Annotated in this window: 11 protein-coding genes; 6 read left to right on the top strand and 5 right to left on the bottom strand. The window is 54.6% G+C overall.

The features are described 5' to 3' along the window. Positions 1 to 6 precede the first annotated feature (6 nt). Positions 7 to 693, bottom strand: a complete 687-nt coding sequence (locus tag CQ011_RS11490) for an ABC transporter ATP-binding protein (RefSeq protein WP_105677863.1) — start codon at positions 691 to 693, stop codon at positions 7 to 9. 64 nt (positions 694 to 757) lie between these two features. Then, entirely contained in the window at positions 758 to 1,372 is a 615-nt protein-coding gene (locus tag CQ011_RS11485) for a queuosine precursor transporter (protein ID WP_502692885.1), read from the bottom strand. Here CQ011_RS11485 and CQ011_RS17830 point away from each other — a divergent pair. The 6 genes from CQ011_RS17830 to CQ011_RS11460 all read left to right on the top strand — a co-directional run bounded on the left by CQ011_RS17830 (position 1,371) and on the right by CQ011_RS11460 (position 8,820). Next, entirely contained in the window at positions 1,371 to 1,595 is a 225-nt protein-coding gene (locus tag CQ011_RS17830) for a hypothetical protein (protein WP_181148107.1), read from the top strand. The genes CQ011_RS11485 and CQ011_RS17830 overlap by 2 nt on opposite strands. 213 nt (positions 1,596 to 1,808) lie before the next feature. After that, complete coding sequence (locus CQ011_RS11480; RefSeq protein WP_181148089.1) at positions 1,809 to 2,555, top strand: TetR/AcrR family transcriptional regulator; 747 nt, start codon at positions 1,809 to 1,811, stop codon at positions 2,553 to 2,555. 186 nt (positions 2,556 to 2,741) lie between these two features. Beyond that, on the top strand, positions 2,742 to 3,356 hold the full coding sequence (locus CQ011_RS11475; protein WP_105677860.1) for a hypothetical protein: 615 nt from the start codon (positions 2,742 to 2,744) through the stop codon (positions 3,354 to 3,356). A 36-nt stretch (positions 3,357 to 3,392) separates the two neighbouring features. Further along, the gene (locus CQ011_RS11470) at positions 3,393 to 4,217 is read left to right on the top strand and encodes a hydroxymethylpyrimidine/phosphomethylpyrimidine kinase (RefSeq protein ID WP_105677859.1); all 825 of its coding nucleotides are present in this window, start codon (positions 3,393 to 3,395) and stop codon (positions 4,215 to 4,217) included. Between the two features lie 340 nt (positions 4,218 to 4,557). Continuing rightward, a complete protein-coding gene (locus tag CQ011_RS11465; RefSeq protein WP_105677858.1) occupies positions 4,558 to 5,046 on the top strand; it encodes an FBP domain-containing protein in 489 nt (162 codons plus the stop codon). 456 nt (positions 5,047 to 5,502) lie between these two features. Next, a complete protein-coding gene (locus CQ011_RS11460) occupies positions 5,503 to 8,820 on the top strand; it encodes a S8 family peptidase (protein WP_105677857.1) in 3,318 nt (1,105 codons plus the stop codon). A 136-nt stretch (positions 8,821 to 8,956) separates the two neighbouring features. Here the strand turns inward: CQ011_RS11460 and CQ011_RS11455 are convergent, their stop codons facing one another. From CQ011_RS11455 to CQ011_RS11445, 3 genes are read right to left on the bottom strand one after another with little or no spacing between them, the layout of a single operon-like run. After that, entirely contained in the window at positions 8,957 to 10,219 is a 1,263-nt protein-coding gene (locus CQ011_RS11455) for a glycoside hydrolase family 3 N-terminal domain-containing protein (protein ID WP_105677856.1), read from the bottom strand. Positions 10,220 to 10,244: 25 nt separating this feature from the next. Further along, positions 10,245 to 11,564, bottom strand: a complete 1,320-nt coding sequence (locus CQ011_RS11450; RefSeq protein WP_105677855.1) for a Y-family DNA polymerase — start codon at positions 11,562 to 11,564, stop codon at positions 10,245 to 10,247. Beyond that, positions 11,554 to 12,000: a LexA family protein gene (locus CQ011_RS11445; RefSeq protein WP_286161174.1), complete on the bottom strand. Its 447-nt coding sequence runs from the start codon at positions 11,998 to 12,000 to the stop codon at positions 11,554 to 11,556. Before CQ011_RS11445 ends, CQ011_RS11450 begins: the two co-directional genes overlap by 11 nt. Positions 12,001 to 12,042: the final 42 nt, after the last annotated feature.

The following is a 12,042-nucleotide window of genomic DNA, read 5'->3' as shown; positions in this document are numbered from 1 at the left end:
GCTCGTTTAGCGTTCAAGCCACAACGCCCCTGCCTGCGCGCCAATTGTTTGCACCCGATCGCCATCCAACAGGACCACTTCGTCAAGACATTCACGAATTAGCTGGGGGTCGTGGGTAACCACGAGCAGGGTTACCTGATTGGTGCGCATTTGCCGAAGCCTTCGATAGAGCTTGGTTCGAATGCGCTGATCTAGCCGTTGCTCCGGTTCATCCAAAATGAGTAAGCTCGCCGGGCGGATCAAGGCGGACGCCAACAGTAGTTTGCGCCGCTGGCCAGAAGATAATTCCTGGGGTAGTCGTTGCATCACCTGGGTGAGTTCAAAAAATTCTAGCTCGGCGTCGACCGCTGTCTGCCACTCTTTGAGCCGATGACCACGGGCCACCATTTCAAGATGTTCAGCCACCGTCAACTCTTCAAAAAACACACCGTCGGTGACCTGGACGGCGACCTCCTGACGAAACCGCGCCGAACCTTCGTCTAAGGGGGAACCACAATAACTGACAGTCCCGGAAACGGCTGGTTGCAGTCCTAACACGGTTCGAATGAGGCTCGATTTGCCACTCCCGTTTGCGCCGATAATCCCTAATCCGGCTCCGGTCTGCACGGAGAAACTAATTGGTTCGCAAAGAGCCTGCCCGGCATAGCCAATCAGCAGTTCGTGGGTTTCGATTTGCCTGTCGCCTGAGCTCATTTAATTAGCTTAGCGAGCGCGGGGTAACTTGCCTGTCATCCTTACTGCTGATTGAAAATCGACTTTAGACACCTGGCGCGGGTGCTGCATAACTTGGTTCACGTTTCTTGAACCAACGAATGACTAGTGAAGTAACCGGTACAAAGATGATTTCCACTGCCGTCTTGTAGACGAATCCGACAGCTACATAGTTGATGAAGTTAGAAGAATCAGTGATTCCGATGACCGGTGCCGCCACGGCACAAAAAATCAAGGTATCGAGGAATTCTCCGACACCACTTGACCCGATAAGTCTGCCTACCAGCCCACGTTCACCAAAACGTTGCTTCATCCGGACCAAGACCCACGAGTTGGCTAACTGCCCGACGAGAAATCCCAGCCCCGATGCCAGAACGATCTGCCAGATAGGTCCTAGCGTACGTTCGAGAGCTTCTTGTCCGTCGTAAAATTCGGCCGACGGCAGCTGAATCATGATCCAAAAGGCGAACACCGCAAAGAACGCGAGTGCAAACGTGACCAGGATGGACCATCTAGCAGCTTTGAGTCCATAAACTTCCGAAATCACATCGCCAAGAATGTAGGCCAGAGGGAAAAGGAAGAAGCCGCCATCGGTGATAAATGGCCCGATGATCACGCCCTTTGACGCTCCGATATTGGAGAGTATGACTATGGCGCCCATGAGCGCGAGCACTGCAGAAAAATATGGAGATCCGGCAGTAGCAAATATTGCTTTGGAGGCTCGGGTATTTATTGGTTTGGCGTTCGGTTCGCCCATGAAAATTTCCTCGTTAAAAGTGGTTCGCCAAGACTCCGCATGGACCGACACCTGGTTAATCAACAATGGTTTGCTGACCTGTCATGATGTGCCGGAGCGCTGTCCCGCTGTATTAGCACTTACCTAGTTAGTATCCCATGAAGACCTCAGCTCATTGCCGTGACCTACTTCACGGTAACTAGGTTTATTGAAGCCCAAAATACTTAATCTTCCATCTCACCTTGTGTTCTTCAGAATATGAATTCGAGGAAAGAAAAACGGTCGTGACTCGACCCGCATCATTTGCAGCAATTTGATGAGCTTTTTGAACGCGTTCAATAATTGGATACACTCAAAGAGTATGGGAACTCTTAGCCAGCCAACTCCGCTGAATCAGCCACGCACCGGCAAAGGGCAACAAACCAAAGCCAAACTACTGCGCACGGCTTTGGACGCGTTTGCCGAAGACGGATATCAGGCCGCCAGCATGCGCGCTATCGCGTCGCGTGCCGGGGTGTCCCTTTCGCACGCCTACTACTACTTCGGGTCAAAAGAAGACATAGTTCTTGAACTGCTCATCGCGCTACGGGCAGAACAATTTGAGATATGCAGTGCACAACTCGACGAAGGCAACACCTTAGAAGCGAATATCCGCATCGTCTTCGACGCCAGCGTGCAGGTGATGGAGAAATACCACGATTTCGGGCCATCCTTTCTCAAGGTCTTACTCTCAAGAGATCTCGAAAATAGCGAGCTCACGCAGATCGAGATGTCTTTATGGGAGAGCGTTGTCGCCGGAGCACGCCCACTTCCTCCGCTGGCAATCCGGCGTGACTTGCCTCGTTTTCTCTGGTTGCTGTCACGGCAAATCTTCTCAACTTGGGCCTACGACAGTTCGCCCAATCAGCGCCGTTCACGTGCACTGATGCGCAACATCGCCCCGGTTATTGGCAAATTTGCCATCCTCTGCCGTCTGCCGGTCGTGCGTTCACTCTTTGAAGATGTCCTCTCCCTCATGGATTCAAGAGCAGGTTCCATACAAGAACGAACGACATCGACCGTTGAATCGGCCTCTGAACACCGGTCCAGCAGAGCCAAAGCCTCTTAGTTCCCACTTCTATAGGCACACACGGGTCTTTCCAGCTCCGCGACCCTTGCGGAAGAGACCCTGCGCCAGATCATAATAAGCACCCACCGGCGCACGGGCTTCGCCGTTGCATATTCGCTATCTTTAAGGCGTAAAGTCGAAGGTACTGATCCATTATTTTCAAGGTGTTTAGGAGCTAATGTCACTATGAGCGGAAACGCGACTCCCCTGCCGCAGTGGACCGAGAGTTATGCTCTGCTCCGCGATCGCATTGCCACTTTCCCGAGTCCAGGTCAGTTACGCTCCGTTGACAGCAATGGTGATGACCCAGAGCTACTACGTTATTGGCCAACCAGCGATTGGAGCCCAGGTAGCGAGTACCGCCGCTTGATCTTGCTCGGGGCACCAAATACCGAGGTTGCAGAATCGCTTAAAGCGGCAGGCTGGAATGAAACTTCCTCAATGAATCTGCTGGCCGCAAAACCAGATGATGTTGAGCAGGTAGTCAAGCTCGCGGAAACCTCAAGTGTTTTTGAGGCTCCTATGGACAATTACGACGTGGTCGAAGTTGCTGAATTCGACCGCCCTGTAGCCCGTGGACGCATGCATTACGGCTCAACTTATGGGCTTCTTTCGGACCCCGATTTGCAGGCGCCAACCAACCCGGACTTGGTACGTCGTGCGGTACTGGCGAACTTTGCCGGGGCTGCCTACAGTCACGGCCTGCCGTGGATCTTGCTTGTTGCTAGTTCCGATCATCTCGATTCGATGACCGAGGGCTGGTCAAAAGCTACTAGTATCAGCATTTGGCAGCAAAGCTAAAAACCAATACATTCCGTACTACCTTCAAATGGGACTATGACTACTTCATCAAATACCTCAGGCCCAGCCCTGACCTTGACTATTGCCGGTTCGGAAGCAACCGGAGGCGCCGGGGCCCAAGCAGATCTGAAAACCTTTCAGGAGCTCGGCACCTACGGCATTGTTGCACTGACATGCATCGTGTCGTTTGATCCAAAGGACTCTTGGAACCACCGCTTCGTTCCAGTAGATCAGCAGGTCATTGCAGATCAGCTCGAAGCCATCCAGACCTGCTACGAGGGTCAGCTTGGCACCGTCAAGCTCGGCATGATGGGCTCACCTGCCACGATCAACACCGTCGCCACCGCGTTGCAGTCCCAGAAATGGAACAACGTTCTCCTTGACCCAGTGTTGATCTGCAAGGGTCAGGAGCCAGGCCATGCGTTAGATACTGACCAGGCGCTGAAGTCGACGTTACTGCCGCTGGCTAGCTTCGTCACTCCGAATCATTTCGAAGCCGAACAGCTCTCAGGGCTTTCGATCGACAATGAAGAAGACCTCATTGCCGCTGCCAAGAAAATCCATGAGATCTCGGGAGCAGCAGTACTCGCCAAGGGCGGCGTACGCATTGCCGGCGAAGACGCTATTGACGTCTTCTACGACGGAACCACGCTCGAAGTACTCCGCGAGAAAAAGATCGGCGAAGTTGCCGTGTCCGGAGCAGGCTGCTCACTAGCCGCCGCGGTTACCGCCGAACTAGCGAAGGGTGCAACCCCGTTGGAGGCTGCACGCACTGCGAAAGCCTTTGTCACCGAAGGCATTCGGAACCGCGTCTCAGGAAACACCCCCTTTGACGCACTTTGGCAGGGCGGCCGGCGCTAAGACGCCTGACACCGTACGCGACAAAGGCCACATCCATTTTGGATGTGGCCTTTGTTAGGATTGAAAGATCACGACTCCAGATTTACTCTGGAGCTCACACTGTCAAGACGTTGTGTGCCCGGGCACGCGGTAGGGAGGTCGGCTATGCAAGCCACTTTGACACCTGCCCCGTTCGTCCCCTCGACGGACGGGTAGCTTCCAAAACTCCACTCCCAACGCCGTCGGCGTTGCTGGTGCTTATTTGAGCTACCTTCTGTGAATTCGTTGCTGATGGGACATTCTTCTTCCACACAACTTTCCTGCGCCCTAAATGCGCGCAGCACATTTTTAAGGACCTGCCTTGCAGCCACTGACAGAAAAAACCATTCGCTCCGCCTTCATTAATGCCTCGCGCAGTGAGACGAAGAAGCTAACGTTGCCAGAAAATTTTGCAACATTGGACTGGGAAAACCTTGAGTACCTTGGATGGCGCGATCCCAAAATGCCACAGCGTGGCTACCTTGTTCACAGCAACGCCGCGGGCCAAACGCGGGCGCTCTTGCTGCGTTCAGCAGATGGAACCCGAAAGCGCAGCAGCCTGGCCATGTGCGACATGTGCCGAGACGTGAATATTCCTTGCTACGTCGGGGTATTCAGCACCCGGAGGGCAGGCCAACCAGGACGCGACGGTGACACCTTGGGCACTATGATTTGTTCCAACTTTGAATGCTCAACCAACGTGCGTATTCCGCCTCCAAAGAACGCGATTTACCCTGACCCGATGGTAGTTGTTGCCGAACGCATTGAACTGCTCGACGAAAGAGTGAACAGTTTTATCGGCCGCGTTTAATCGCCACTTCAATTAGCTGATTTGAAGTTCAACTAGCGGGCGCAGCATACTCTGGCGGAGTATGCTGCGCCCGCTTTTGCTTAATTCACGACTAAGCCCCGCAAGCTCTGTGCATACTGGAACGCGACTAAGCAATGAAACCATTACCCACTGGTAACAATCGGTTAAAAATATCTAAAAAGTCCTCGGCCACTAGGTGCTAAGTAGGCGCTGTTTTGCTTGGTGATTCGCGGTTTTAAATATGAAGCAAGTGCAAAATACTTTCTTTCACCAAAGATCACTATTCAATAACCCCTTGATATATGACGTGGGTCACCTAAGATTCCACAGTAGGAGACTCGACGTTTTAGCGGACGTCGGCCCCGGTCATCACTCAATACGCACCTTCATGCTGCGAGTGAAAACCGTTGCATCTTCACATGAAAGCATCCCGCTTTCAGCTCAGCTAGGAGAATCATGGTCACTCGGCGCAATCCACGATTGCCGCGGCTCATCTTGGGCTCAGCCACCGCTTTAGCGTTGGCTGTCACAATGACAGGCCCGGCATCAGCTGCCAACATCCCCCAACCGTCCGACGGTGAAAACGCAGCCTCACTGCCCATCATCAAAAGCCAGACACTTTCAGGACTAAAAGTCAGCGGGCAACTAGCCAAGGCCACCGGTGAGGTCTCGGTATTCGTTCAGCTCGAGGGCGACGGCGCATACAAAGAGGTCAAAAAGTCCGGTAAGAAGAAAGACAAGGACAAGGTCAAATCTGTCCGTGCCCAGGTTAAGTCCAAGGGTAAAGAGCTGGCCAAGGAAGCAAAATCCGAGGTTATCTACACAACTTCGAACGCATTGCGAGGCGTTGCACTCACCGGTGACGCCAAAGAGCTTCGTGCGCTAGCCGAACGTACAGATGTCGCAAAGATCAGCGCCATCGTACCCAAGTCACCTTCTAACCGCGGTGCGGTCATCGACACCGAAGCGTTAGACGCGTGGACCGCGCTAGATACTACCGGTGAAGGCGTGAAGATTGCAGTGCTCGATACGGGCATTGACTACACCCACTCAGGCTTTGGTGGACCAGGCACCATTGAAGACTACAAGAAAGCACAGGCTTCCAAGGAACTGCCTACCGCAGATTCCGGATTGATTGACAGCAAGAAGTTCATTGGTGGCTGGGATCTTGTCGGCGACGACTACAACGCTGACCCCGACGCCCCGGATTACCAGCCAGTCCCTAACCCGGATCCGAACCCATTGGACTGCGAAGCTGCAGGTCACGGCTCGCACGTTGCAGGCTCAGCGGCCGGCTACGGCGTGAATTCCGACGGTTCCACCTTCACAGGTGACTACTCCTCGCTGACCGCCGATGAAGTCGCCAAAATGAAGGTTGGCCCGGGCACCGCTCCGGAAGCCCAGCTCATTGGCATCCGCGTCTTCGGTTGCGGCGGATCATCCTCGGTCGTGGGCCAGGCACTGGACTACGTGCTTGATCCAAACGGTGACGGAGATTTCTCTGACCGCGCCGATGTGGTCAACATGTCCCTCGGCTCGGATCACTCACCGGTTCAGGACCCAGAAAATGACATTGTTGATGCTCTTTCTGAAGCTGGAATCCTTTCGGTCATCGCTTCGGGTAACGCAGGAGACGTCACCGACGTTGGCGGCTCACCTGGTAACTCTCGTTCCTCGTTGACGGTTGCTAACACCGTCGGTTCCCAGGTCACCTTGGATAAAATCCAAGTAGATGCGCCTGACAATGTTGCAGGAACCGCCGCAGGCCAGTACTCGGCAAACTTTAATTACACTTCTGCTGACCCGGCCGACTTGAGCGGTGACGTAGTAATGGCTCCGGCCAACAACGCTTTTGGTTGTACAGAATTTGAACCAGGTTCGCTGGAAGGCAAGTGGGTTTGGCTGCAGTGGAGCGAAGGCGGCGAGTTCCCTTGTGGATCCGGCATACGCTTCAACAACGCCGAAGCCGCCGGTGCCACCGGTGTCCTGTTAGATGCTGAAACCAATCTCTTTGATGCTGGCATCGCCGGCAACGCTAATATCCCAGGTGCACAGTTCACCTTGGACTACTCGAATAAGCTGCGCCCAGCCGCTGAGGCAGGAGACCTGAAGGTCACCCTAGATGCTTCCTTCGTTGGCGCTGCTTCCGGTGAATCAGGCGTCAAGGACACCTTAAATTCGTCCTCCTCACGAGGCGTGCACGGCTCCAACGGCGTAGTAAAGCCCGACGTTGCAGCACCAGGTACGCAGATCGGCTCGGTAGGCGTTGGAACCGGTAACGGACCAGCGGTCATGTCGGGCACCTCGATGGCTACCCCAATGGTTGCCGGCGTGGCAGCACTGGTCATGCAGGATAAGAACCTCACCGCAGCCGAAGCTAAGAGCACCATCATGAACACCGCAGCAGCGGATGTTTTTGCGGCTAATGGTAAGGCTTACGGTCCAAACCGTGTTGGCTCGGGCCGCGTCATGGCCAAGGCAGCACTTGATACCCCAGCCATTGCCTACGATTCGAAGGCAGCGGATCTGACCAGCGTGGTCTTCGGTGTCCTTGAAATTGACGGTAAGAAGAAATTCTCCGAAACACGTTCAATCACCGTAGAGAACACCAGCGACAAGGCCCAGACCTACAAGGTCAACTACGTGCCTGCTACGCAGATTCCTGGCACCAGCTTCTCGCTAGATCGCAACAGCGTGAGCTTGGCACCAGGAGCTAAGGCTCAGGTCAACGTTACTCTGCAGGTAGATCCCCAGAAGTGGGTCAAGACTTTGGACCCAACCATGGAGACCGTCCAGCAGGGTCTAGCCCGCGCCTGGGTATCAGATGCTAGTGGTCGCGTTGAGCTGACCAGCTCAACGGCTCCCACCTTGCGTGTTCCAGTGCAGGCAGCGCCTAAGCTTGCAGCCGATATGACCGCTTCGGTCAAGAAGCTGAAGAAGGGTGCAAACACCACCGAGCTGAATCTCAAGGGTAAGGATATCCGCGTAGGCGAGGGGGCCACCTCGGTCACTTCCCTGCTGGGTGCCTTTGAACTTGGTGCTTCGAGTGAGCGCGGTCCTAAGTCAATGGACAGCGTTCCAGCAGCCCGCGCGATGGACTTGCAGCACGTTGGCGCAGCCAGCACCGCACCGGTAACCGGTATGACCGATGGACTACTGAACATCGGTATCTCCACCTGGGATAACTGGGCACACCTTGCTGGCGGTACCGAGTTGGACGTCAACATCGATACCAATGGTGATGGCAAGGCCGACTTCGTGACCTTCACTACCGCACTTGACGGAATCGATCTTGACCTAGCGGCCACCTTCGATCTGGCTACCGGTGCACAGGTAGACCTGCAGCCAGTCAATGGTGTGCTTGGAGATGTTGATACCAACAGCTTCGACACCAACGTAGCGATCCTGCCGGTATCACTTGCCGCGCTGGGACTGGATGAGGATTCAGCCGAAATCTCTTACAGTGTTTCAAGCTACTCCTGGTACCACACCAATGACCAGGGCGCGATGATCCCAGTGGATGAGACCGACTGGGTCAAGTTCAACGTTGCCGAACCTCAGGTTGATTTTGGGGCTCAGGGCACCGTCTTCACCGATCTGAAGGGCACCAACATTCCGGTGACCGTTGCAGATCCATCCGTTGCCTCCAAGGCACTGTTGCTGCACCTGCACAACAGCACCGGAAAGCTCGGAGCGAAGAAGAACGAGACCGGCGACCGCGCACAGGTCTTGGACATCACCAAGGGTGATAAGAAAGGCAACGGAAAAGGCTAATCTTTCCTGAGCTAAGCGTCTGCATCTAAGTGTGCAGACCAAAAAGCTAGACCCGGGCGTTCCCTAGCGAGTAGGGATCCGCCCGGGTCTTCTCTTTGTCCAAAATAGCTTCATCCGGCAACGAGGCCGCCGAACATTATGAGTTTTCGCGAAGCTTTTCGGCCAGAATCAGTGTTGCCGCCTCGCGGACCTGCGCCGCCAGCTTGTCATCTTTTGCTGCCTGCTTTGCTAGAGCGCTGGCCATGGTCAACGACTTATTCTCATCCACGCATAAAGGCATCGTGCCGCCGGCTTGAACAAATTTGATTGCACGTTGACCTACCGGCACCGCGGAAACCTGTTTCGCATCGCATAGATCATCGGAGATGATCAAGCGTTCATAACCTAAGTCTTCCCGCAGCAGGCCGGTGATGATTTTCTTTGAAAAAGGAGCATCATTGTCCTTATCCAGCTGCGTATATTTGGCGTTTGAAATCATAACCCACGCGAGATCCTGCTCAATGGCTGCCTTAAAAGGTTCCAGATCGGTGCTATCTGCCCCGATTTTTGTGTCGGTAACCTGGGCATGGGTATCGGTGTTCAGGCTTACTCTGCCCAATCCGGGGAAGTGTTTGACCACCGGGTGCACTCCGGCATCACTGAGTTCTTGATTCACCAGCAGAATCGAGGAGGAAACATCCGCGGAATTATCGGCATACTGCCGTCCGAATTTTCCGATGGGCGCATTGCCCGTGCCCAAACTCTTTGGTACCACGTCGGCTACCGGCGCAAGGTTGACGTTGATCCCGGCCTCGGATAGCTCAGTACCGAGCGTGGAAATATTTGACCGTAGTTTTTTCTGGGTCCACGTGCCCTGTTCTAATGCGGTGGGTAGCTTGGTAAATCCGGTCCCCTGCAGCACCCGGACAAAGCCACCTTCTTGGTCGGTGGCTACCCAGACCGGTAGTCCGTTGGGAACATTGGTTTCCAACCCTTCATGGAGTTTGCGCACACTGCTAGAAATCTTGGTGTGCGAGAGCTGCGACCTGCCGCGAAGGAAAACATTTGAGATTCCAGACTTCTTCAGCGAAGCGATTTGTGCCGCTGAGGCGCCGTCTGCCGAGACGCCGGCCATAACCAAGCTCCGAGCCTGCTCAGATAGGCTCATCGAGTCGGCGAGCGCCACCGCTTGCTGTTGCAGTTGTGCTTCCGGGTCAACCTTCGTGGGGCTGGCCGAACTGGCTGTAGCCGAAGGCTCGGTAGCTGATCCGGAGGTTGAGGGGTTTGGTGAGCTGGGCTGAGTTGGCCCAGTTGTACTCGGCGCAGGCTGGTTCGCATTTTCTGCGGGGGCCGTACAACCGCTTAGTAAAAGTGTGCCGAGCAAGCTCAGCCCCACCGTTCGACGCAGCACAGTAGACATGAGAGTTATTGTGTCACCAAAACCTTCATGCTTGCACGGTAAAGAGCTCGTCCCAGTCACTGGTGTAGCGCGGAGACATATGTTCGCGCTTCATGGACCATTCCGGCGCTTTGGCCAGGCCGGCGCTGCCCAGGCCAATAGCTTTTGCGCCAAACCGTTGGGAGACCTGTTGCACGACATCACTGACGTTGACTTTTTCGTTGTCTTCAGCGGATGTTGAGCCGAGTAGTCCTAGGTCTAGCTCATCGGCTCCGGGGTGTTCGCTCAGTCCGGAGAGGATCACTCCCCCACGGACGTAGTCGATACCTGGCTCCATCAACTCGTTCATCGCTGCTACCGCAATCTTCGTCAGCACAATGGGATCTCGGGTGGGCCTGACTAGACGTATTTGGGCGCTAGGGAATGATGCGGCCGAGGTAGCAAAGCGGCTGGTTCCGGCTGTCACCGTGAGCAAGCTAGCGTAACGACCTTCGCTGGCCAGACGGCTTGCTGCTTTCTGTGCGTAGATGGACATCACCTGATCCATCGCTTCACGTGTTCGCACAGGGGTGGAGAAGGAACGGGTGAACATTACTTGGCCTTTATCCGAGCGCTCTTCCACCGGCCCGATACAGCGCTGCCCGTTGAGCTCCATCACCGTGCGTTGCAATACGACAGAGAACTTCTTGCGAATGAGCTGAGGGTCGGTGGCCTTGAGTTGGGCGATGCTTTGAACGCCCATCCCAGTCAATTTTTGACCGGTCTTTTTACCCACACCCCACACATCTGTGGCGGGAACCTGAGACATAATTCTGGATACCAGTGCAGGCTCCATCAACTGTTCAATGCATACTCCGTCCATAGACGGATTGTGCTTGGCGATGTGGTTAGAGAATTTAGCAAGGGTTTTAGTCGCAGATACCCCTACACAGACCGGCACCCCGATGGACTGAGTAATCGCGGCGCGGATCTGCACGGCAGTGTCACGGACTTGTTCCAGTGTTCCGTTGAGGCCGATAAATGATTCGTCGATGGAATACACTTCCTGCCAGGTACCGAAGCGACCTAGGAGTTCCATCACCCGAGCCGATATATCTCCATATAGCTCATAGTTACTCGAACGCACCGCAAGATTATGGCTGTCCATCAGGCGGCGCACCTTGAAGAATGGCTCGCCTGTGGCAATCCCTAGGTCTTTGGCTTCCTGCGATCTGGCGACGACGCAACCATCATTATTGGAGAGCACCACAACCGGCCGGTTGCGCAAGGAATAGTCAAAGATGCGTTCGCAAGAGACATAAAAGTTATTCACGTCTACTAAGGCAACATGGTCGCTGTGCCCGGATGTTCGAGGTTCAGCGGACATAGTGCAGACACCTAGTGATCACGCCGAAGACCTCAACTTCGTCTCCTTCGGTGAGGAGCACCGGTAGTGGTGACTCATCGCTAAGTAGCCCCACGTGTGATCCCTCTGTCTGCCACCGGCGTACCAGCATCTGGCCGTTCAAGCTCACCACAACCATGGTGCCGTGTTTAACCGGCAGGGAGCGGTCCACGATAATCTCGTCGCCGTCATAAATTCCGGCAGAGTGCATCGAGTGTCCCGATACCCGCATGATGAACGTGGCAACCCGATCATGAACGAGCAACCTATTCAGATCCAGCCCGCCATCAAAATAATCACGCGCCGGGGACGGGAACCCCATAGCGGAAACGGCTTGCACCGGTCCTTGGGTTGTTCCTGGAGGCATCACTGATTCGGCATCGCGCATCGAGACACCACCCTTAGCTAGAACAAACATTCGAATACTAAGAATTGTACAGTGCGTGGGTGACAAACAAAC

Source organism: Arthrobacter sp. MYb213, from assembly GCF_002979915.1.
Classification (GTDB): Bacteria; Actinomycetota; Actinomycetes; order Actinomycetales; family Micrococcaceae; genus Glutamicibacter.
This window is presented reverse-complemented; position numbering and strand designations above follow the sequence as displayed.